The sequence below is a fragment of the Phyllobacterium calauticae genome, from assembly GCF_019991125.1.
Taxonomy (GTDB): domain Bacteria; phylum Pseudomonadota; class Alphaproteobacteria; order Rhizobiales; family Rhizobiaceae; genus Phyllobacterium; species Phyllobacterium calauticae.
In genome coordinates, this window is sequence record NZ_JAGENB010000001.1 from 674,375 (window position 1) to 694,194 (window position 19,820).

Annotated in this window: 25 protein-coding genes and 2 tRNA genes; 8 read left to right on the forward strand and 19 right to left on the reverse strand. The window is 58.4% G+C overall.

Going from position 1 to position 19,820, the window contains the following annotated elements; genetic code table 11:
• Window position 1: 1 nt before the first annotated feature.
• From ureE to ureG, 3 genes are read left to right on the forward strand one after another with little or no spacing between them, the layout of a single operon-like run.
• Window positions 2-511, forward strand: a complete 510-nt coding sequence (gene ureE / locus J1W56_RS03445; RefSeq protein WP_223611797.1) for an urease accessory protein UreE — start codon at window positions 2-4, stop codon at window positions 509-511.
• Window positions 456-1,172, forward strand: coding sequence for an urease accessory protein UreF (locus J1W56_RS03450; protein WP_223611798.1), 717 nt, complete (start codon window positions 456-458; stop codon window positions 1,170-1,172). The genes ureE and J1W56_RS03450 overlap by 56 nt, the downstream gene beginning before the upstream one ends.
• Window positions 1,169-1,786, forward strand: a complete 618-nt coding sequence (gene ureG, locus J1W56_RS03455; protein WP_223611800.1) for an urease accessory protein UreG — start codon at window positions 1,169-1,171, stop codon at window positions 1,784-1,786. Before J1W56_RS03450 ends, ureG begins: the two co-directional genes overlap by 4 nt.
• Here the strand turns inward: ureG and J1W56_RS03460 are convergent.
• The 7 genes from J1W56_RS03460 to J1W56_RS03490 form a co-directional block, all read right to left on the reverse strand.
• Entirely contained in the window at window positions 1,783-2,802 is a 1,020-nt protein-coding gene (locus tag J1W56_RS03460; protein WP_223611801.1) for an LLM class flavin-dependent oxidoreductase, read from the reverse strand. The genes ureG and J1W56_RS03460 overlap by 4 nt on opposite strands.
• A gap of 122 nt (window positions 2,803-2,924) precedes the next feature.
• The gene (locus J1W56_RS03465) at window positions 2,925-3,170 is read right to left on the reverse strand and encodes a hypothetical protein (RefSeq protein ID WP_223611802.1); all 246 of its coding nucleotides are present in this window, start codon (window positions 3,168-3,170) and stop codon (window positions 2,925-2,927) included.
• 303 nt (window positions 3,171-3,473) lie between these two features.
• A complete protein-coding gene (locus J1W56_RS03470; RefSeq protein WP_223611803.1) occupies window positions 3,474-3,749 on the reverse strand; it encodes a hypothetical protein in 276 nt (91 codons plus the stop codon).
• A gap of 536 nt (window positions 3,750-4,285) precedes the next feature.
• Window positions 4,286-4,504 carry a hypothetical protein gene (locus tag J1W56_RS03475; protein WP_223611805.1) on the reverse strand — a complete coding sequence of 73 codons (219 nt, stop codon included), beginning with the start codon at window positions 4,502-4,504 and terminating at the stop codon, window positions 4,286-4,288.
• A 136-nt stretch (window positions 4,505-4,640) separates the two neighbouring features.
• Complete coding sequence (locus J1W56_RS03480; protein WP_226904553.1) at window positions 4,641-5,897, reverse strand: glycerate kinase type-2 family protein; 1,257 nt, start codon at window positions 5,895-5,897, stop codon at window positions 4,641-4,643.
• Between the two features lie 5 nt (window positions 5,898-5,902).
• Window positions 5,903-6,214: a Dabb family protein gene (locus J1W56_RS03485; RefSeq protein ID WP_223611809.1), complete on the reverse strand. Its 312-nt coding sequence runs from the start codon at window positions 6,212-6,214 to the stop codon at window positions 5,903-5,905.
• 152 nt (window positions 6,215-6,366) lie between these two features.
• The gene (locus tag J1W56_RS03490) at window positions 6,367-7,668 is read right to left on the reverse strand and encodes an amidase (RefSeq protein WP_223611810.1); all 1,302 of its coding nucleotides are present in this window, start codon (window positions 7,666-7,668) and stop codon (window positions 6,367-6,369) included.
• Window positions 7,669-7,856: 188 nt separating this feature from the next.
• Here J1W56_RS03490 and J1W56_RS03495 point away from each other — a divergent pair, with 188 nt between their 5' ends.
• The gene (locus J1W56_RS03495) at window positions 7,857-8,000 is read left to right on the forward strand and encodes a DUF1127 domain-containing protein (protein WP_223611812.1); all 144 of its coding nucleotides are present in this window, start codon (window positions 7,857-7,859) and stop codon (window positions 7,998-8,000) included.
• A 57-nt stretch (window positions 8,001-8,057) separates the two neighbouring features.
• Here the strand turns inward: J1W56_RS03495 and J1W56_RS03500 are convergent, their stop codons facing one another.
• A complete protein-coding gene (locus tag J1W56_RS03500) occupies window positions 8,058-8,849 on the reverse strand; it encodes a MipA/OmpV family protein (protein ID WP_223611814.1) in 792 nt (263 codons plus the stop codon).
• A 334-nt stretch (window positions 8,850-9,183) separates the two neighbouring features.
• Between J1W56_RS03500 and J1W56_RS03505 the strand changes: the two genes are divergently transcribed.
• On the forward strand, window positions 9,184-10,026 hold the full coding sequence (locus tag J1W56_RS03505) for a glycosyltransferase domain-containing protein (protein ID WP_223611815.1): 843 nt from the start codon (window positions 9,184-9,186) through the stop codon (window positions 10,024-10,026).
• 104 nt (window positions 10,027-10,130) lie between these two features.
• Here the strand turns inward: J1W56_RS03505 and J1W56_RS03510 are convergent.
• Window positions 10,131-10,206, reverse strand: a tRNA-Phe gene (locus J1W56_RS03510).
• 191 nt (window positions 10,207-10,397) lie between these two features.
• On the opposite strand from J1W56_RS03510, the gene J1W56_RS03515 reads away from it, so the two are divergent.
• Window positions 10,398-11,483, forward strand: a complete 1,086-nt coding sequence (locus tag J1W56_RS03515; RefSeq protein ID WP_223611817.1) for a Gfo/Idh/MocA family protein — start codon at window positions 10,398-10,400, stop codon at window positions 11,481-11,483.
• A 20-nt stretch (window positions 11,484-11,503) separates the two neighbouring features.
• On the opposite strand, the gene yacG is transcribed toward J1W56_RS03515, so the two are convergent.
• From yacG to murA, 8 genes are all read right to left on the reverse strand, one after another.
• Window positions 11,504-11,710 (reverse strand): DNA gyrase inhibitor YacG, encoded by a 207-nt coding sequence (yacG, locus tag J1W56_RS03520; protein WP_374042664.1) that lies wholly within the window; start codon window positions 11,708-11,710, stop codon window positions 11,504-11,506.
• 11 nt (window positions 11,711-11,721) lie between these two features.
• Complete coding sequence (locus tag J1W56_RS03525; RefSeq protein ID WP_223611818.1) at window positions 11,722-12,348, reverse strand: Maf-like protein; 627 nt, start codon at window positions 12,346-12,348, stop codon at window positions 11,722-11,724.
• A 59-nt stretch (window positions 12,349-12,407) separates the two neighbouring features.
• On the reverse strand, window positions 12,408-12,626 hold the full coding sequence (gene infA / locus J1W56_RS03530; RefSeq protein ID WP_008122731.1) for a translation initiation factor IF-1: 219 nt from the start codon (window positions 12,624-12,626) through the stop codon (window positions 12,408-12,410).
• A gap of 136 nt (window positions 12,627-12,762) precedes the next feature.
• The gene (locus J1W56_RS03535) at window positions 12,763-13,242 is read right to left on the reverse strand and encodes an arsenate-mycothiol transferase ArsC (RefSeq protein WP_223611819.1); all 480 of its coding nucleotides are present in this window, start codon (window positions 13,240-13,242) and stop codon (window positions 12,763-12,765) included.
• The gene (locus J1W56_RS03540) at window positions 13,239-13,724 is read right to left on the reverse strand and encodes a UPF0262 family protein (protein WP_223611821.1); all 486 of its coding nucleotides are present in this window, start codon (window positions 13,722-13,724) and stop codon (window positions 13,239-13,241) included. The genes J1W56_RS03535 and J1W56_RS03540 overlap by 4 nt, the downstream gene beginning before the upstream one ends.
• Window positions 13,725-13,731: 7 nt before the next feature.
• A complete protein-coding gene (gene hisD / locus J1W56_RS03545) occupies window positions 13,732-15,024 on the reverse strand; it encodes a histidinol dehydrogenase (protein WP_223611823.1) in 1,293 nt (430 codons plus the stop codon).
• Window positions 15,025-15,045: 21 nt separating this feature from the next.
• Complete coding sequence (locus J1W56_RS03550) at window positions 15,046-15,483, reverse strand: DUF2948 family protein (protein ID WP_223611825.1); 438 nt, start codon at window positions 15,481-15,483, stop codon at window positions 15,046-15,048.
• Window positions 15,484-15,618: 135 nt separating this feature from the next.
• The gene (gene murA, locus J1W56_RS03555; protein ID WP_223611827.1) at window positions 15,619-16,908 is read right to left on the reverse strand and encodes a UDP-N-acetylglucosamine 1-carboxyvinyltransferase; all 1,290 of its coding nucleotides are present in this window, start codon (window positions 16,906-16,908) and stop codon (window positions 15,619-15,621) included.
• 469 nt (window positions 16,909-17,377) lie between these two features.
• Here murA and J1W56_RS03565 point away from each other — a divergent pair.
• Window positions 17,378-17,452, forward strand: a tRNA-Thr gene (locus tag J1W56_RS03565).
• Between the two features lie 86 nt (window positions 17,453-17,538).
• On the opposite strand, the gene J1W56_RS03570 is transcribed toward J1W56_RS03565, so the two are convergent.
• Window positions 17,539-18,525, reverse strand: a complete 987-nt coding sequence (locus J1W56_RS03570; RefSeq protein WP_223611831.1) for a glycosyltransferase — start codon at window positions 18,523-18,525, stop codon at window positions 17,539-17,541.
• Between the two features lie 14 nt (window positions 18,526-18,539).
• Window positions 18,540-19,241, reverse strand: a complete 702-nt coding sequence (locus J1W56_RS03575; protein ID WP_223611833.1) for a polysaccharide deacetylase family protein — start codon at window positions 19,239-19,241, stop codon at window positions 18,540-18,542.
• Window positions 19,242-19,463: 222 nt separating this feature from the next.
• Here J1W56_RS03575 and J1W56_RS03580 point away from each other — a divergent pair, with 222 nt between their 5' ends.
• A complete protein-coding gene (locus tag J1W56_RS03580) occupies window positions 19,464-19,820 on the forward strand; it encodes a DUF4260 domain-containing protein (RefSeq protein ID WP_223611834.1) in 357 nt (118 codons plus the stop codon).

A 19,820-nucleotide genomic window follows, 5' to 3' on the forward strand; every position in this document is an offset into this window, starting at 1 on the left:
CATGAAACGCGTCACAGGCCATGCGCATACCGGTCACTACACAGGCACGCCCTTCGACCATATCGTCCTGGCGCATGACGAGAGGCATCTGCGCCGCAAGGTCCTGACCCTGCAACAGGGCGAGCAGATCCTGATCGACCTGCCCGATCCCATCGCCTTCACCCATGGCGACGTCCTTGTCCTCGAAGATGGAAGGATGGCCGAGATTATCGCCGCCGAGGAAGTCCTCTACGAAGTGACGCCGCGCGACCGGCAGCACCTGTCAGAATTGGCCTGGCATCTTGGCAACCGCCATTTGCCGGCGCAGCTGGAAGAAGACCGCATCGTCATCTTACGCGACCATGTGATCAAAGCCATGCTGGAAGGTCTTGGAGCCAAGGTGACCGAGATCGTTGCGCCATTCCATCCGCTGCGCGGTGCCTATCATAGTGGTCACGATCACGATCACCACGACCATGCGAACGAGCACCATGATCACAGCCATGAACATCACCATCACTCCCATGACTGATTTCACCGCAAACACCGCGCTGCTGCGGCTCATGACCTGGCTGTCCCCGGCCTTTCCCGTCGGTGCCTTTTCCTACAGCCATGGCATTGAACGGGCAGTCCATGACGGACTGATCCGCGACAAGGATACGCTGCATACATGGCTGATCGACCTCCTGCAGCACGGCTCCGTCTGGAACGACGCCGTGCTGTTTGCCGCCGGTTGGCATGATGCGCGGGAAGGTGGGGATTGCCAGTCCATTGCAACCCTTGGCGAGGCCATGGCCGGATCGAAGGAACGGCACATGGAAACCATGCTGCAAGGCAGCGCTTTCCTGCAAGCCATCGCGCACTGGGCAGCAGACCAATCGGGCACGACCAGCGAAATGCCCTACCCCGTTGCGGTTGCCATTGCCGCTGCCGGCAATGGCGTGGCGCTGCAGCCGGGGCTGGCCGCCTTTCTGCATGCGGTCCTTTCCAACCTTATTCAGGGTGCGGTACGGCTTGTTCCGCTTGGCCAAAGCCACGGGGTCGCGCTGATAGCGGCACTGGAACAGCCGATCCTGGCGGTTGCGCAACGCGCCGCCGCCTCAAGCCCCGATGATTTGGGATCGGCAGCGGTCCTATCGGACATCATGGCGATGCAGCATGAAACACAATATTCAAGGGTTTTCCGGTCATGATCTCACAGAATGGACCGCTTCGTGTCGGGATTGGCGGCCCCGTTGGCTCTGGCAAGACCACGGTCACCGAAATGCTGTGCAAGGCGATGCGCGACCGCTACTCCGTCGCCGTCGTGACCAATGACATCTATACCAAGGAAGACGCGCTGATCCTCAGCCGCCTGCAGGCCCTGCCGGAAGACCGGATCATGGGTGTGGAGACCGGCGGCTGTCCGCATACCGCCATTCGCGAGGATGCCACGATCAATCTGCAGGCGATTGCCGAGATGAACAAGCGCCATCCGGACCTCGATATCGTCTTCATCGAATCCGGCGGTGACAATCTCGCCGCAACATTCTCGCCCGATCTTGCTGACCTGACCATTTATGTCATTTCGGTCTGCCAGGGCGAAAAAATACCGCGCAAGGGCGGCCCCGGCATTACCCGTTCCGACCTCCTGATCATCAACAAAAAGGATCTGGCGCCCTATGTCGGCGCCGATCTTGACGTCATGGAAGCCGACACGAAGCTGCAGCGCGGGGCCAAGCCCTATGTTTTCACCGACATGCTGCGGCGCAACGGGCTTGATGAGGTCATCGCATTCATTGAGACCGCAGGGGGTCTGCGGCCTTAGCCGCTGGCCCGTGCAGGCTCGGCCTGCTGACCGGCGATCATGACCTCGGCAAGAATTTCGTAGGACCGAATCCTCGCCTTGTGATCGAATATGTGGCCCGTCGCCATGATTTCATCGGCACCTGTGCGTCGGATGAACTCTTCGACACCCGCCTTGACGGTCGACGGTGAGCCGGCAACCGTGCAGGACAGCGACTGGCGTAAAATCGCCCGCGCGTGCAGGTCGAGTGTTTCTTCGTAACCTTCGACAGGCGCGGGCAATGGCCCCGGCATACCCGTGCGCAGATTGACGAATGCCTGCTGCTGCGAGCTTTTCAACAAATGTGCTTCGTCATCCGTCTCCGCTGCAAAAACGTTCAGCCCCAACATGACATAGGGCTTTTCCAGATGTTCGGACGGTTCGAACCTTGCCCGGTAAATCTCCACTGCCCGCTCCATTTCGGCCGGGGCAAAATGCGAGGCGAAGGCGTAGGGCAGCCCGAGGGCTGCCGCCAACTGGGCGCCAAACAGGCTCGAACCCAAAATCCAGACCGGAACATCGAGGCCCGCACCCGGTACGGCCTGGACTTTCTGGCCCGGTTCCGGTTCGCGGAAATAGCCCATCAGTTCCACCACATCCTGCGGAAAACCGTTGATGTCCTGTTCCAGATTGCGGCGCAGGGCATGGGCGGTGATCTGATCTGTGCCGGGCGCGCGACCGACGCCGAGATCAATGCGGCCGGGGTGTAGCGCCGCGAGCGTGCCGAAAGCCTCCGCCACCATCAGCGGCGCATGGTTCGGCAGCATGATGCCGCCGGCGCCGAGGCGAATGGTCGAGGTGCCGGCAGCCACATGCGCGATGACGACGGCTGTCGCAGCACTCGCAATGCCGCGCATGTTGTGATGCTCGGCAAGCCACAATCGGTTGTAGCCGAGACGTTCGGCATGCTGGGCCAGATCCAGCGAATTGCGAAGGGATTGCCCTGGCGTGCTGCCAACGGGAACCGGTGAAAGGTCGAGGACGGAAAGTGGGGTCATTGCCTTCATATAGGCGAGCAATCATCGCGCACAATGCGCGGCAACCGATTCATGATTCACAAAATTTGAAGCCATGTTCAATGGAAGACAATGAATCCCCGCGCCCTGAATTGGACCAGCATTCAGTTCTTCAGGACCCGCAGACCGGCAGCCTCGGCACGCAATTCCATTCCAACAAGCGCGCGTGTTTCCTGGGACAATTGTTCATCGCACTCACGGATAGCCGTTTCAATGAAATAGGCGATCATTTCAAAGCCTTCACCATCGGCAATAGCGCACAGTTTCGAGAGTTCTGTTTTCAATACTTTCAGCGTTTGAACTCTTTTGTTCATGCTATTCTCTCCAGATCCCACCAGCGGCACTACCATTTTTTCTTTTCATTGAAACATTCACACTATTGCAGATAAAAATCCATGTTGCAGACCGCACGATCAACAAACTCTGCGGCACAATTAATGGATATTTTCCTCAGTAGTTAATTGTTCTTGCAGTTTATATTGAAAGTTTTCTCACGGTATTATTAGCAAAATTCACCGCTTGAAAAGCCCCGCAATGATCACAACTTTCGGCAATAGCTTCTTACCTTGATTCAAATTTATATAAAATTAGAATTACTTACGAACAACATCATGAATGCATTCATTTATTTTTTCCGACCCCAAATTTATCGGTCAGAGCCGGGAGATTTGCAGCCGTGGTTTTCCGCATATTTCTTTTGATCCCGACTTCACCGCCTTGTCGATCAGGCCGGAAGCAAGGTCTGAAACCACTTCGACGGCGATATCTTCCGGCAATCCGGTCTCGGCCATTCCGGCTTTCATCGCGGCAAAACTTGCCGCACTGTCGGTTCCGCAAATATAGGCTTTGGCTTCCAGCAAGGCGGCCCGTTCAAACTTTTTGTTGTAGATCTCACTGGCCTCGGACGGCGCTGCGGCCTGCCCCTTCATGCTGAAGGCTCCTGCCGGCTGGATCGACAATGCCGACGCTATCATTGCTACCATAAGGACTGACGCAGATATTTTACGCATCTTCTCGGCCTCGATTGCGGAGGTCCGATGCTTTCATCATCGGCCTCTTTACGAAGCATTAACGAATCAGGATGCCCGAAAGTTCCGTTCGCGCGCTCAACTCGGCGTGATGGCCAGGTGATAATTGAACGCTTCTTTGCTGCATTGCACCAGACGCATTGCTGCTATGCAATATTATCTGTATTAAATCACATCAATGGAGTTATTGTTGGATCAGGAATTTTCGACAGCGTCACCTCCTCCCGGCTCTGTCGAAACGGTCGGCCTCTTCTCCTCCCAGAAGGCCTTCCATAACCAACGAAACCCACCGCACCTCCTCCCGCGGTGGGTTTTGTTGTTTCAGGGCTTCCCACATTCCCCTCATGCAACGCGCCAGACGAAAACACCGGCCAGAGTGTGATCTCGCGGGCCGGTGCTTTGAAAAACATTCAAGTCTTTGAAGGTGTATCCAGGTTTTACTGCACCGCGTTCTGGGCGCCCGGTGTCTCAGGAACCTTTGACGGAACGGCCTTCTGGGTCAGGGACTTGGGTGGCGGAACAAAATGCGTGTCCTTCGCCGGCGACAGGGCATCCGCTGCTGCTTTCGGACTGTTGCTCGTGCTGGTACTCGTGCTTGTGCTGCAGGCCGCAAGGGCCAGAAGAGACAAGACAGCCAAGGGTAATGCAATGCGCATTCGACATTCCTTTGTTTGCATGAAAGAGCCGCCCAAGCGACACTTAGGACAATCGCGCCCGCTTGACCACCCAATCCAAGCCATCGAGCGTCAAATAAAGCGCGGGCCCGGTCCTTGAAAACCGGGCCCGCGTTCCCTAGCGAATGAGGATCGCCCTGAGGTCATTGACATTGGTGCCGGTTGGCCCCGGGACGAAGAGATCGCCGATGGCATTGAACGCCGACCAGGCATCATTGCCGTTGAGATAGGCGGATGCGTCGAGCCCCTTCGCCAAAAGCCGCGCGATACTGCCGCTGTCGGCAAAGGCCCCGGCATTGTCCTCCGAGCCATCGATCCCGTCCGTGTCCGCCGCAAAGGCGCTGATACCGTCATATCCGTCGATATCGAGCGCCAGGGACAGCAGGAACTCGCTGTTGCGGCCGCCCTTGCCTTTTCCCCGCACGGTCACGGTGGTTTCACCGCCGGAAAGCAGGACCACGGGTTTGGCAAACGGCTGATTTTTGGCCAGCACCTGCTTGGCCAGAGCCGAATGCACGTGCGCCACCTCGCGCGCCTCGCCTTCAATGGCATCGGACAACACGACCGCCTCCACGCCAAGTGAACGGGCGGCATCGGCCGACGCTTCCAGCGAAACGGCAGCGGAGGCAATGACCCGGTGCTCATGCGCCGCGAATACCGCATCTGACGGCTTGGGCGCGTCGGCCGCTGCCGACTGCAGGTGTTTCAGGGCTGCCGCCGGCAGAGCGAGACTGTAGCGCTCGACGATCCGCAGGGCATCCTCACGGGTTATGGCGTCGGCAACGGTCGGACCTGATGCAACAAAGGCCGGATTGTCGCCGGGTATATCGGACACGATCAATGAAAAGACGCGGGCGGGATAGGCGGCCGCAGCCAACCTTCCGCCCTTGATCGTGGAGAGATGTTTACGCACGGCGTTCATCGCGGAAATCGGTGCGCCCGAAGCGAGCAGCGCCTTGTTGACCGCGATCTCGTCATCGAGGGTCATGCCTTCCGGCGGCGATGGCAGCAAGGCCGACCCGCCGCCAGAGATCAGTGCGACCACCAGATCATCGCTGGTCAGGCCCGAAACGGTTTCGAGCAGGCGCTTCGAGGCAACAAGACCCGCCGCATCCGGCACGGGATGCGAAGCTTCGATGATCTCGATGCGCTCGCACGCAACCCCAAAGCCGTAACGGGTGACCACCAGGCCTTCCAGCGGGCCATCCCAGGCCTTTTCAAAGGCGCTTGCCATCTGCGCCGATCCCTTGCCCGCACCGATCACAATGGTCCGGCCCTTGGGCTTTTCCGGCAGATGCGCGGCAATCGTGCGCTGCGGATCAGCGGCGGCGACGGCGGCTTCAAACAGCTTTTTGAAAAATTCCTTATCCTGCATGCGCGTCACATATCCAGATCAAAGACAAAAACACCCTGAACGCCGTCGGCAGCGGCGGCAACAATGCGCCCGCCGATAGCCCTGTGCCCGGCGTCGTCAAGGTAGGTGTCACGCGCATCCGCATCGGCGAAATCGATGATGAAGCCTTCGCTGAAGCCTTTGTCCATGCCGGTTTCCGGACTGACATTGGCACCGGCATGAAAGGACAGGACGCCGGGCAGTTTTCCGCAAAGCGTTGCAAGATCGTTGTATATGTCCTGGCGGGTAGCGGCGGCGACATCACCGCGAAAACGAATAAAAACACAATGGCGTATCACGGAAGAGACTTTCACTGATGGTTGGCGGCCCGATTGTGCGGTGAAGCAGCAAGGCCTGGCATTGTCTTGGATCAATCGACGCGTATCCTGACGGGATTGCCGAAAATTGCGAGCGCTATTTCCGCCTCCCGTGCAAATTTCTCCGGGCGGGCCTAGCCGAACAATCGTTCCACGGACATGGCCATCGACAACAGGCGACGATCCGCGCCATGCCGGGCAAACAGCATCAGCCCCCCGGGCAATGCCAGGCCCGGCATGGGAATGCTGATCGCGGTCAAATCGAACTGGTTGGCAATCTGCGGGTTGCGTAACAAGAGGCCTTCCGTCCGTTTGTAGAATTCCTCGTTCTCGCTTACGTCGGCGATCAGCGGAGCCGTCATCGGCACCGTCGGCAGAGCCAGGACATCATAGGCGGCAATATACCGGTCCATTTTTCGCACCAGCGCCTGCCGCTTTTGCATCACGCCGATGTAGTCGGCTTCCGCAACACTCAAGCGTCGCCGCAAGGTTTTCTGGACGCGCTGATCCACATCAAGCCCCGTCTCATTCAGCCAGTCCGCATGAACCCGGCTGCCTTCGATCCCGGCAATGGAGCCGACCGACGTCGCTTCAGCCATTTCATCGACCAGTTCATCCAGCGTGCATTCCACCAGGATCGCTCCGGCTTTTTCGCATAGAAGCAGGCTTTCCTCGAATGCCCGAGCGATAACCGGTTCCAGTGCAGAGAGAACCACCCCCTGCGGCAGGCCGATGCGCAGGCCGGTCAGGGACAGCGGTTCAGGGACATCCGGGGCCTCGCCCGCCATCACCGCATCCGCCACGGCGCAATCGGCGACCGAGCGCGCCAACGGACCAACGGAGTCAAGACTTGGCGACAGCGGAAACGCACCCTGCAGGGGAATGCGCTTTGCCGTGGGCTTGAAACCGGCAACACCATTGAGCGCGGCGGGAATGCGGATGGACCCGCCCGTGTCCGACCCTATGGAAATCTCGCTCGTGCCATCGGCGACAGAAATCCCGGCGCCGGTTGACGATCCGCCGGCAATGCGGCTGCTGTCGCGGGCATTTCCGGCGATGGGATAGTGCGGATTGAGGCCAACGGCGGTGAAGGCAAACTCGGTCATGATGGTTTTGCCGACAATAACGGCGCCGGAGCGCCGCAAACGCTCGACGATCACCGCATCCCTGGCCGGGGCAGGCGCACTCTGGCGCATGCGCGAGCCAGCCAGGGTTGGTTCGCCAGCCACATCGAACAGATCCTTGATCGAAACGATCCGGCCATCGAGGCCGCCAAGGCTGGTCCCTTCGCGCATCCGTCGGTCCGAGGCATCCGCCTCCGCCCGTGCGGTGGCGGCATAGAGCTTGACGAAGGCATGCCCGTCTCCAGCAGCGATGGCTGCAAGGCTTTGCTCCAGTTTATCACGCACTGATCCGACCGATTGAGACAAAGGCATCCTCCCCTCACACATGAACTGCATCGTCTATAACGCCGCCTGCAGAAAATTCAAAAGGGGGTTCGGATTGCCGGTTATATTGCTATGCAGCATGCTCATTGCTGCCATGCAACATTAGCAATTTTCATGTGGCCGAACGCGTCGCACTATTTCCTTGGGAGGTTGGTCAAAAATAAGGGGAATACCAAATGAGCCTTCGCAACCATATCCAGAAGTGGCGCCAGTATCGTCAGAACCTGTATGAATTGAGATTGTGCACCGATCGCAATCTCGCCGACCTGGGCATCGCCCGCTCGGACATCCGCCGCGTCGCGTGGCAGGCCTGCGACTGAGCCTTTCAACAGCTGCATTTATGTGGACTTAATCGAGCAGGCCGTTATCGGCCTGCTTCAGTGACCGACGCCGAATGAGTAATTCCAGGTCACGCCGATTGCCTTCTGGTCCTTGGACCCGAGTTTCGGCACAATCGGACTATCCTCCGCATCGCCCGCCAGCCGGTCATACCGGCCGAACACCTGAACGCTCCACGCATCCGAGAATGAGTAGGTGGTGGCGGCGACAATCCCGTATGATTTGACCCCGCCACCGGGCGTGTACGGCTCGACGCGGTGGTTGTTGTGGGATTCCTCTTCCGTCACACCGAAGGTGTTGCGCATATAGGTGCTGTCGGCAAGCGACAGGCGGGGGCCGACAGAGAACAGAAATTTATTATAGCGCTGGAATACGTCGGCCGAGAGATCGGCGACGAGCCCCTCAGAATTATTGAAAGCCTGCCTCACCTCGGCGCGCACGCGCAAACGATCCTGGATCGGCCAGAACTGCGCGAACACGCCGCCATCCACGGTCCATGACACATGGCGCAGGCCGACAAAGCCCCGGTCATCCGAATGGGAACGGCCGGACCGGAAACCGATGACGGGGCCGATCTCCAGCCCGCCGAGGGTCAGCAGCGTATAGTCGATATTGTCGTCGGGCGCACTCATGCCCTCGGGCTCATCGCCACGCCGGATATCGAAGGACGGCATGAAACCGAAGCCGTTGGCGCGCGCACCTTCAAACTTGCTGCCATATTCGACGCTGGCGCCAACCGTCACGATCCAGCGCGCCGGATTGACGGGCTTGCCGTCACTGGCAATCGGGTCAGAATCTGCCGCAAAGGCACTGTGGGCAGTGGCGGTCACAAGACCAGCGCACGCCAGTGCGGCGGCAAATTGCCTTATACTCCGATACATCATCTCAAACGGTTGTCCCGATTTGCAATCATCCAGGATTGCCCCACCAGCAAAATTCACTTCCCTGGCCAATGCCAGCGCCATTCTCATCAGAGAAAATAGGCGCTTGAATGATATAAGTCACCTTCTGAACGGAAACGACAGGAAAATCGATATACGTAGTGAATCAATTTTAAACCAGAGACAATCCACAGGGACACGCGCCCTTCCCGCAAACCACGCAATCGCGGCGGCGGACCTGTGAGTGTATTGCCTTTTTACAACCGCTGATTTAGTGACGATTATGGTGTCACTCTCGAAGCTTCGAATAGTATTTCTCCGTGCAGTTCGACGTGAAAATAAGCGGCGCGTTGTCTATACTTGCCTTTTTGGGTATTCCGAACGTTTCGCAGATTTTGAGTACGACCGGCCAGAGAATACAGATTTCGTCTGCTTTACAGATGATCCGAAACTGTCCTCAGATTTTTGGCGGGTTATTCACGTGCCCGCCTCATCGCTCGATCCGCACAGGACATCCAAAGGCTATAAAATTCGACCGCATCTGTATTTCCCCGACCACAAATACAGTCTCTATCTCGACAATACGGTGAAACTGAAAAAGCCGGTATCGGCCATATTCGATGCGTTTGCGGCCTCGAGAGATATGATGCAGGCGTTTGTTCATCCCGAGAGAGATTGTGCCTACGAGGAGGCCAGGGTTGTCGCTGATATCGGATATGACAGAAAATCTATCGTCGAACAGCAAATGGCATTCTATCGAGAGCTAGGTTATCCGCAGACCAATGGCTTGAATGTCGGAACGCTCCTGCTGCGCAAGCACAATGAGCGGCGGGTCGTTGCAGCAATGAATGCGTGGTATGAGGAAGTGCTGAAGTTCTCCAAACGCGACCAGCTCTCCTTTAATTTCATACAATGGCGTCATGGTTTGCAGGTATCGCCAATCCTCGGATCACCGCACGAAAACGAAATGATGGAATGGCCAACTGTTTTGAACAGCCAAAGGCTGCCGCGTGACTTCGAAGATAACAGGTATCTGGAACTCAATCAGGACGTCGCTGCTGCCGCGGTGAATCCACGTGAACATTACTTGCATTACGGTATAAGCGAAGGCCGATCATATAAGTGATTGCTTTCTATGGCCCTCATGCCTGCTGCACCACGACGCAATATGAAATCGGCTGACGTCCGACGTGGCTATCAAGCAAACTATTGATCTTATTGAGAAAGAAGTGGTGCCCAGACGCGGATTCGAACCACGGACACGCGGATTTTCAATCCGCTGCTCTACCAACTGAGCTATCTGGGCACTTCAGGCATTTCCGTTATCCGGCAAGCCTTTCTGACAGCGTTGGTTTTCCGTCAGAAGCGGGTGGGTTATAACACTAAAAATCCCCCTGTCCAGCATCAACTGACGAATTTTTTGCCGTTTTTCTGCCTCTTGCAAACAGCATGCATTGATGCGTTGTTTATTATCCAAAGAGACAGGATTCGCATTTCATGGATGAAACGGGGGACAAAGCTGCCAGGAGCAGTGCTTTTGGCTGGGGAATCATCGGCAGCGGCGAGATCGCTCAGCGATTTGCCGCCGATCTTGCGTTTGTTCCGCAGGCTTTCATCGCCGCCAATTATTCCCGCTCGCTCGCCAATGCCGAGCAGTTCCGCGATGCATTTGGCAGCAAGCGCGCCTTTGGCGACCTTGATTCCCTGCTGGCGGACCCGGCCGTCGATGCCGTCTATATCGCAACACCCAATTCCATCCATCTGGCGCAGGCCCTGAAGGCCGTGCGCTCGGGCAAGGCCATCCTCACGGAAAAGCCCATTGCGCCATCCCACACGGAAGCCTCGGTCATCCAGCGCGAAGCAGCCCGGATCAAGGTCTTTGCCATGGAAGCCATGGAGACCCGCTTCCTGCCGGCTGTCGTGGCGGCCAAAGCGAAAATCAATGCGGGCGAGATCGGAACGATTCGCCGAATCACCGCGGAACTCGCCCATGCCGAGGATTACACCCCGGAAAACCGGCTGTTCAACCGGTCCCTCGGCGGCGGTGCCACGCTTGACCTCGGCATCCACGGCGTCTCCCTGGCGATGCATTTTCTCGGCCAGCCGCAAAAAGTATCCGGCCTGTGGCACGCCGCGCCGAATGGCGTGGATATGAGCTCGGAAATAGCGCTGCACTATGATGGGGCCGACGCGATCCTGTCCTGTGGTTTTGATCGCGACGGCGCGAATCATTGCGTCATCGAGGGAACGCAGGGCACGCTGCGGCTGGATGCCCCATTTGACAAGGCGCAGCGGCTGACGATGTACCGGCCCTTCCTGGTTGCGACACCCTTCGGCCCGCTGAAACGGTCGGGAGGCCTGCTTGGCAGGCTGCTTGATCGCCTGCTGGTCCCCGGGCGCAGGAGCGAAGACTATCCGTTTGAAGGCAACGGCCGGCAGTTTGAAGCCATGGCGGTGATGGACGCCATGCGCAAGGGTGAAACAAGCGCAAGGACCATGCCCCTGAGCGACAGCATCCACGTACTGCGAGCGATCAATATCGTGCTGGCACAGCCCGCCACACCGCGTGTGATCAAGCTCTGAAACGTTTCACGGCGGTGCGTTCAGCGTTCGGTGTCGTCTTCGCTGTCGTCGGCGCTTTCAACCGCTGGAAGAACATAGGCACCCGTCAGCCAGCGATTGAGATCGACATTGCGGCAGCGGCTCGAGCAGAAGGGATAGTGCTCCCGCTGTGACGGCCGCTTGCATTCCGGGCATGGCCGTGTCGGCCGCAATGGCGTTACCTTCGCCGCGCTGTTGTTTTCGTCCATCAGTCCAAGACCTAGTGTGCCGATGATTGCCAGTTGGCATAGACGGGATAACCCTCGCCATGCAGGAGACCGGCTGTCTCGTAAAGCGGCAGGCCGACCACATTGCTGTAGGAGCCGACAAGCTTGACCACAAAACCGCCCGCAAGCCCCTGAATGGCGTAGCCACCGGCTTTTCCGCGCCATTCACCCGATGCAAGATAGCTCTCCAGCTCCTCGCGCGAAAGACGCTTGAAGCGCACCCGGGTTTCGATCAGATCCTGACGGATCTTGCCCTTCGGCGTGACAAGGCAAAGACCCGTGAAAACGCGGTGCGAACGGCCGGACAAAAGGCGCAGGCAGTTGGTTGCGTCGTCGAGAATTTCAGCCTTGGGCAGAATGCGGCGGCCAACCGCCACTACGGTATCGGCAGCGATGATGTAGGACTTGCCAAGGTCCGCGTCACCTTTCAACTCATCTGCCACCTTTTCGGCCTTGAGGCGCGACAGACGGCGTGCGAGCGAACGCGGGTGCTCGGCACGCAAAGGCGTTTCATCCACGTCGGCGGGCAACAGGCGATCGGGCTCCAGGCCGATCTGGCCCAACAGCGCCAGACGGCGCGGCGAGCCGGATGCCAGAACCAGTTTGTGTTGATCGCTCATGAACGCATTCCTGGAAATTCGTGTCCTGCGGACAAGTCAGGCCGAAGCCGGGAGGACTGTTATTTGAAGCGGTAGGTAATGCGACCCTTGGTCAGATCGTATGGGGTCATCTCGACAAGGACCTTGTCACCCGCCAGAACGCGGATGCGGTTCTTGCGCATACGGCCGGCCGTGTGAGCAATGATTTCATGATCGTTTTCAAGCTTGACCCGGAACATCGCGTTGGGCAGCAGCTCCGTCACGAGACCGGGAAACTCTAGTACTTCTTCTTTCGCCATGCGTAGTTCTATCTCCAGAAAGGAATTTGCGGTCACACTCGACCGCAATTTTGGGCGGAACCTATAGTATTGCGCGGCATTTGTGAACAAGGGAGTTCAATGCAATTGTGCACGGGCTGACAAACGTTCGAATTGCCTAGCCGAAACGCGCTTGAATATGGTGTTTGAGGTTGTCGCGCACGTCGCGATAGGCCTCCATGATCTGGTCACGGCGTCCGCGCACCAGCGTCGGATCGGGTGTCGGCCAATATTCCACATGGACCGATGTCGTTCGCGTCAGCTCCAGCGCCATGTGATGGGCCTTGGGCGACAGCGTGATGATCAGGTCGAAATAGTCGTCTTCAAGCTCTTCGAAGGTGCGCGGGTGCAGGGAAATGCGCTTCAACCCGAGTTCTTCCAGCACGGCATCGACGAATGGGTCCGGTTCGCCCTTTTCCACACCGGCCGAGGCAACATAGACCCGGGGCGGCAGCAGGCTGCGGGCCAGCGTTTCGGCAATGGGCGAACGGATGGAGTTCATACCGCAGATGAACAGCACCGCACCGGGCATGCTCCGTTTGGCAGGCTCCTGCCCGTCCGGGAGCTTGTCGGGTTCGGCGCCCACTGGTCCGCTCATCCCCGCCAATGCAGCACACACACCAGGGTAAAGAGGCGGCGGGCGGTATCGAAATCCACCTCGATCTTGCCGTTCAGGCGATCCATCAGCGCTTGCGATCCTTCATTGTGCAGCCCCCGCCTCCCCATATCGATGGCTTCGATCTTGCTTGGACTGGATGAGCGGATGGCCTCGTAATAGCTCTCGCAGATCATGAAGTAATCCTTCACCACCTTGCGCAATGGCGTCAGCGACAGAATATGGGTGACCACATCGTCACCGGCCTCACGCGAAATGGCAAAGACGAGACGCGACTCGATCAGTGACAGTCTCAGGCGATAGGGGCCCATCCCCTCGTCATTGACAGGACGGAAGCTGTTTTCCTCGATGAGATCAAAGATGGCAACGGCGCGCTCATGCTCGACATCGGGCGTGGAGCGGCCGATGGTCTCGTCCAGCTCCACATCGATCAATCGCGCATCGGTATTGCCCGTTGCTGTCATTGTCACCCTATAGGTTCAACCGAATGGCGACGGAATTGCCGTGCGCATCAAGACCTTCGGCGCGCGCGAGTTCTATCGCCGCCGGCCCGAGAGCGCGCAACTGTTCCACACCCAGCTTCAGGATGGACGTTCGCTTGACATAGTCAAGCACCGAAAGGCCGGAAGAGAACCGGGCTGACCGCGCTGTCGGCAGGACATGGTTGGAGCCGCCGACATAGTCGCCGATCACCTCGGGCGTATAGCGGCCAAGGAAAATGGCCCCTGCGTTGCGCACGCCCGCCAGCAGTGCTTCCGGATCAGCGGTCGCGATTTCCAGATGCTCGGCCGCGATGCGGTTGACCAGCGGCAGTGCAGCGTGCAAATCCTGAACCTGGATCACCGCGCCATAATCGCGCCAGCTGGCGCTTGCCGTTTCCGTCCGGGGTAGTTTTGCCAGTTGGCGCTCGACGGCGGCGATAACAGCATTGCCGAATGCCTCGTCGTCGGTGATCAGGATCGACTGCGACGCCGTATCGTGCTCGGCCTGGGCCAGAAGATCGGCAGCGATCCAGTCCGGGTCGTTGTCGCTGTCGGCCAGAATGAGAACCTCCGACGGACCTGCGATCATATCGATGCCGACTGTGCCGAAAACGCGGCGCTTGGCAGCGGCCACATAGGCATTGCCCGGACCAACGATCTTCGACACCGGTGCTATGGTTTGCGTGCCATAGGCCAGCGCGGCGATTGCCTGTGCACCGCCTACCCGGTAAATCTCGGAAACGCCGGCAAGGCGTGCGGCCACGAGAACCAGAGGATTGAGCTTTCCGTCCGGAGACGGCACAACCATGACGATGCGCTCGACGCCGGCAACCTGGGCCGGGACAGCGTTCATGAGGACCGAGCTCGGATAACTGGCCGTGCCGCCCGGCACGTAAAGCCCGACCGATTCCACCGCCGTCCAGCGCGACCCGAGTTCCACACCCAGTGCGTCGGTGTAGCGGTCGTCCTGCGGCATCTGCCGCTGGTGGTGGGAATGAATTCGGTTGCGGGCGAGCTTGAGCGCCTCGACGGTTTCCAGCGGCGCTACCGCCATCGCCGCATCGATTTCGGCTGGTGTGATGGCAATGCCATGCTGCACAAGGTCGATACGGTCAAAACGCTGCGAATACTCGATAAGCGCCGCATCGCCTTCGGTGCGAACCCGATGAATAATATCGGCAACCACGCGATCCACATCCTCCGATACTTCGCGCTTGGTCAGAAGAAACGCGGAAAACCGGGATTCAAAATCAGGATCGGACTGCCTCAACACCAAAACCACAATAACTGCTCCTCTTGCCTGTCAGGCTTCGTGTTCCGGCTTGAAATCGGTTTCCCATGCGGGTCCGAGATCGGTCAGCTGGGCCTCGATGGCTTCCACCTCGAGCCGCAACGCCCTGTTGGCAGCAAATGTCAGCTCGATCACGCCTGAAGGCGCATCGCCAACAATGAAGCGGATCGCCAGCAGGGAAAGCACGTCGTCCTTGAAGCGGCGGTCGATGCCGGTTGCCTTGAGACTTTTCACCCGGGCGAAATGCAGCGCCGTGCGCCGACGTTCAAAACTGCGGTGGCGTTTGCCATCGGCGGCCAATTCCCAGACAAACCGGTTGACGGCCAGCACCAGACGGCTTTCGGCCGGCAGATAATCGATATCGGCTATTTTCAGCACGGAATCCTGCAGATGCGCAGAAAGGATTTGCAGATCTTCCTCATCAAGCGCGATGAGTTTGAGAGTGTCCATGTCTACCCTTTGCATAACTTTTCAGGACCATGGCGCGCAAAACACGCCATGCTCCCTTCCCTGTTAGAGGAAAGTTCAGGCAAATGGAATTCTGCTGCGCGGAGAAAGTGCGCCAGCAGAAAAAACAGCCGGGAATCAGTCGCTGATACGCTCGACAACCGCACCGCAACGGGACAGTTTTTCTTCCAGACGCTCGAAGCCGCGATCAAGGTGATAAACGCGGTTGACCGTCGTTTCGCCTTCGGCGGCCAGACCGGCGATAACCAGCGAAACCGATGCACGCAAATCCGTCGCCATGACCGGCGCGCCCTTCAAACGCTCCACGCCTTCGATCTTGGCCGTTTGCCCCGAAAGCGAGATTTTGGCGCCAAGGCGAGCCAGTTCCTGCACGTGCATGAAGCGGTTCTCGAAAATGGTTTCGGTGATGTGGGACGTGCCCTTGGCCTTGGTCATCAGGCCCATGAACTGTGCCTGCAGATCGGTCGGGAAACCCGGGAACGGCTGGGTGGTCACATCGACCGGCATGATGCCATGGCCATTGCGCACAACACGCAGACCGGAATTTGTTTCGGAAATTTCCGCACCGGCCTGTCCGAGCGTCTCCAGTGCCGCACTGAGGAGGCTGGCGTCGGCGCCTTCGAGGATCACGTCACCACCCGTCATGGCAACGGCCATGGCGTAGGTGCCGGTCTCGATACGGTCGGGAATGACGCGAACCCGCGCACCGGAGAGGCTGGTCACGCCCTCGATGGTGATGGTCGGCGTGCCTGCACCGCTGACGCGGGCGCCCATGGCATTGAGGCAATCTGCGAGGTTGACGACTTCGGGTTCCTGTGCGGCGTTCTCGATAACGGTTTCGCCCTTGGCCAGGGTCGCGGCCATCATCAGCACATGGGTGGCGCCGACCGATACTTTCGGGAAGGTGAAGCGCGTGCCGACGAGGCCGCCCTTGGCGCTGGCCTTGACGTAACCGTTTTCAATGTCGATGTCGGCGCCCAGCGCCCGCAGACCGTCAATGAACAGATCGACCGGACGCGTGCCGATGGCGCAGCCACCCGGCAGCGATACGGTCGCAACGCCCATGCGTGCCAGAAGCGGCCCGATCACCCAGAAACTGGCGCGCATCTTGGACACGAGTTCGTAGGGGGCGGTCGTATCGACAATATTGCGGGCAGTGAAGTGGATCGTGCGGGAATAGGCGCCGTCCTGGCGTTCGCGGCGGCCATTGACCGAGTAATCGACGCCATGATTGCCGAGAATGCGGATCAGTTGCTCCACATCGGCCAGATGCGGCACGTTTTCGAGCGTCAGCGTATCATCCGTCAGCAGAGACGCGATCATCAACGGCAGGGCCGCATTCTTGGCACCGGAAATCGGGATGATGCCATTGAGCTTATTACCGCCAACAATCTTGATACGATCCATAATGTGTCACTTTCGCGGGGATAGACCCGTCCTGTCGTTGAGACCCTTTGCAGAGCCGGTTGATCTAAACCATCGCAGAGAATGGTTCAAGAAATGCTTCGATCGCAGCGCGACCGGTCAAGATTCCGAAGACGGGGTATCGGAGGATGTCTGTTCCGCAGCGGTGATTCCCTCGTCCCGGTCATCTGCAGCCCCGGAGCGCCGGGAACGTATTTGCTGTTTTCGCCGCGCCAGATTCGCCCGCAATTGTTCTGAACGCCGCTTCTCACGGCTTGTTTGCTCGGAATTCGGGTTTTTCGAAGACGGCGATGTCATAAGTTATCTTTCAAAATCCGTGCGCCCCAACGCGGCTTTTATCCACGTAAATACGGGGCTTTTGGCAAATACTGATATTTTGCCCAAGAGATTACAATTGCTTGCTTGCGATTTGAGCAATGATATGGCAGAAGTCCGCCGCGTTCGCAAATAAGCTGCGGTAGCTCAGTGGTAGAGCACTCCATTGGTAATGGAGAGGTCGAGAGTTCAATCCTCTCTCGCAGCACCAGTTTTTTCGATGATCGGGCGATCATCCCGTGTGCGCACGTTATCCACAGATCATTTTGACGACACAGTCTGATCGCTGACCAGGGGTCATGTTCCGCTGACGCGCTTGTAGTGGGCTGATTCGCTGCCCATGCATGCCCGCAGGACGCCGACGATACTGCCCAGGCGCGCTGCCGCCTTGACCAGTGTTCTTCCCCGCGTGAACGGCACGGCGATCAGGTAGAGGCAAAGCGACAGCAGGCGGCCAATGAGCGAGCCAGGCAAACGCAGGAGCGTTGCGGCCCTGTGCTTGTTCAGCTTGGTGCCCATTTCAATGATGCTGATGTCCCGGCTGCGCCGGTATTGATAGGCGAAGGTCAGCCGGTCCTGCGGTACGGTTTCATAGGCGACGGCCGCCGGGGTCCAGCCTGTCTTGGCACCGAGCCTGCGCGCGTCCGCCCAAAGACGCCAATCCTCGCCGCCGGCCAGTGCAAGCGCATTGTCGAAACGCACGCCGGTTCTGCGGAAGAATGCCAGATCTCCCATCCAGCTGCCGGTGGCAATCCGTATCCGGTCGCCCTGTCCGGCATTGCGCCTGCGCAGATACTTTGCTTCGCTGTTCCGGTTGGCGCGGTCCATGCCGGACCAGATCATTTTCTGCCACACCGTCACATCCGGACCATGCGGCGCGAGCCGAACCGGAGACCCGACAATATCAAAATCAAAGGCGTCACGCTCGGCAAGCAGCTGAACGAGCCAGTCCGGTTCGACGGTTTCGTCATCGTCGGCAAAGGTCAAAAGGTCATCGCCGGCATCGAGCGCACAGTCCAGAACCCGATTGCGGGCAAAGGCAATGCCGAGACGCGGCTCAACTTCGTACTGAACGGTGGACTGCGGCAGCAGTGCCCGGAACGTTTCCACCACGTCGGAAAGGGTTGGCTGGTCATTGTTCTCGACCACGACAAAACGGATGATGGTACCCGCCGGAACCTGCATCCGTGCATAGGATTCGAAGAGGCTCTTCAGCATCATCGGCCGATTGCGTGTGATGGTCCCGACGCAGATGCTGCGTTCCCTCACCGTTTCTGCGGACACAGGATTTCCCATCATCAACCGGTGACGGATTTGCGCAGGACGTTGAGCCAGCCATCGGTCCGCCGAACGATCTTGCGGGGCAGGAGCAGCATATCATGCTGCGGTGTCGCCCGGCCGCGCTGGGTGGTGGTCGCCGTGGTATATCCCGCCTCCTCAACCATTTGCCTGACCTCCCCGGCAAAATCGCCATAGGGATAGCAAAAGGCATCCACCACGCTGCCCAGCATATCTTCGAGTTCACGGCGCACATCGGCAATCTGACGCCGCGCCTCGTCCGGGCTGACCTCGGTCAAGTGCACATGATCGAGCGTGTGCGCACCGACTTCATGCCCCAACGCCGCCCATTCCAGCATTTCCGCGCGGGACATGCAGGGCGAATGGGGGACGCCGACGTCGGCATCCCATATGTTGGAGCCGCCGATCTGCCGGCTGACAAAATAATTCGTGGCGGTAAAGCCAAGCGCATCCAGCACCGGCAGCGCATGTGTCATGACGTTGCGGAATCCGTCGTCAAAGGTGATACCCACCACCTTGCCGGTCTTTTGGCCCGCCAGATAGGGCTGCAAATCCCGCATCGACAATCCGGCATATCCCATGCGCTTGAGCCATTTCATCTGGCGATGGAAGTTGGCCGGATCGACGGTCAGATAGCGGAACGGACTGCCGCGCCCTGCCGGTTTGTCGATCTGATGGTACATCAGGATGGGTATGGGCATTTTATGCGAACTCAAATGAAAGTGGACCGGGTTGAAACTTTGGACATGACATATGACGGCATCCATCGAATATATGAGAAACAGCTGCAGCGCCAATTTTAGCTCCGGCGAACATGCTTGTCTCGGAATCTGTACATAACATTTTCAACATGACGCCTGGGTTGCCGCGAGCAAAAATCGGCCTATAGATTGACGCCTTGCAACGGAGTTTGTTTGCCCATCATGTCCATCCTGCTGCGCGCTGAAGCAACAATGGTGGCGATACTTGCCATCGCCGGTTATGCCCTGTTCGGCTCAAGCTGGTGGCTGTTCATGGTCCTGCTGCTTGTTCCCGACATCTCGATGCTCGGCTATCTCAAGAGCCCGAAAATCGGCGCGATATGCTACAATGCGGCGCATCTCTACGTCGTGCCGATCATCCTGTTTGCCCTAGGCTGGTGGTCAGGCTCCAAGCTTGCCCTGTCGATCGGCCTGATATGGATTTTTCACATCGCCATCGATCGGGCGCTTGGATACGGCCTGAAATTCTTCAGCGCATTTCAGGACACGCATCTGGGACGCATCGGCAAGAACAGCTGA

Bases quoted from the DNA above. Each gene is read 5' to 3' on its own strand.
- ureE (WP_223611797.1), top strand. From the start codon at position 2: ATGAAACGCGTCACAGGCCATGCGCATACCGGTCACTACACAGGCACG.
- J1W56_RS03450 (WP_223611798.1), top strand. From the start codon at position 456: ATGCGAACGAGCACCATGATCACAGCCATGAACATCACCATCACTCCC.
- ureG (WP_223611800.1), top strand. From the start codon at position 1,169: ATGATCTCACAGAATGGACCGCTTCGTGTCGGGATTGGCGGCCCCGTT.
- J1W56_RS03460 (WP_223611801.1), bottom strand. From the start codon at position 2,802: ATGACCCCACTTTCCGTCCTCGACCTTTCACCGGTTCCCGTTGGCAGC.
- J1W56_RS03465 (WP_223611802.1), bottom strand. From the start codon at position 3,170: ATGGTAGTGCCGCTGGTGGGATCTGGAGAGAATAGCATGAACAAAAGA.
- J1W56_RS03470 (WP_223611803.1), bottom strand. From the start codon at position 3,749: ATGAAGGGGCAGGCCGCAGCGCCGTCCGAGGCCAGTGAGATCTACAAC.
- J1W56_RS03475 (WP_223611805.1), bottom strand. From the start codon at position 4,504: ATGCGCATTGCATTACCCTTGGCTGTCTTGTCTCTTCTGGCCCTTGCG.
- J1W56_RS03480 (WP_226904553.1), bottom strand. From the start codon at position 5,897: ATGCAGGATAAGGAATTTTTCAAAAAGCTGTTTGAAGCCGCCGTCGCC.
- J1W56_RS03490 (WP_223611810.1), bottom strand. From the start codon at position 7,668: ATGCCTTTGTCTCAATCGGTCGGATCAGTGCGTGATAAACTGGAGCAA.
- J1W56_RS03495 (WP_223611812.1), top strand. From the start codon at position 7,857: ATGAGCCTTCGCAACCATATCCAGAAGTGGCGCCAGTATCGTCAGAAC.
- J1W56_RS03505 (WP_223611815.1), top strand. From the start codon at position 9,184: ATGGTGTCACTCTCGAAGCTTCGAATAGTATTTCTCCGTGCAGTTCGA.
- J1W56_RS03515 (WP_223611817.1), top strand. From the start codon at position 10,398: ATGGATGAAACGGGGGACAAAGCTGCCAGGAGCAGTGCTTTTGGCTGG.
- yacG (WP_374042664.1), bottom strand. From the start codon at position 11,710: ATGGACGAAAACAACAGCGCGGCGAAGGTAACGCCATTGCGGCCGACA.
- J1W56_RS03525 (WP_223611818.1), bottom strand. From the start codon at position 12,348: ATGAGCGATCAACACAAACTGGTTCTGGCATCCGGCTCGCCGCGCCGT.
- infA (WP_008122731.1), bottom strand. From the start codon at position 12,626: ATGGCGAAAGAAGAAGTACTAGAGTTTCCCGGTCTCGTGACGGAGCTG.
- J1W56_RS03535 (WP_223611819.1), bottom strand. From the start codon at position 13,242: ATGAGCGGACCAGTGGGCGCCGAACCCGACAAGCTCCCGGACGGGCAG.
- J1W56_RS03540 (WP_223611821.1), bottom strand. From the start codon at position 13,724: ATGACAGCAACGGGCAATACCGATGCGCGATTGATCGATGTGGAGCTG.
- J1W56_RS03550 (WP_223611825.1), bottom strand. From the start codon at position 15,483: ATGGACACTCTCAAACTCATCGCGCTTGATGAGGAAGATCTGCAAATC.
- murA (WP_223611827.1), bottom strand. From the start codon at position 16,908: ATGGATCGTATCAAGATTGTTGGCGGTAATAAGCTCAATGGCATCATC.
- J1W56_RS03575 (WP_223611833.1), bottom strand. From the start codon at position 19,241: ATGCCCATACCCATCCTGATGTACCATCAGATCGACAAACCGGCAGGG.
- J1W56_RS03580 (WP_223611834.1), top strand. From the start codon at position 19,464: ATGTCCATCCTGCTGCGCGCTGAAGCAACAATGGTGGCGATACTTGCC.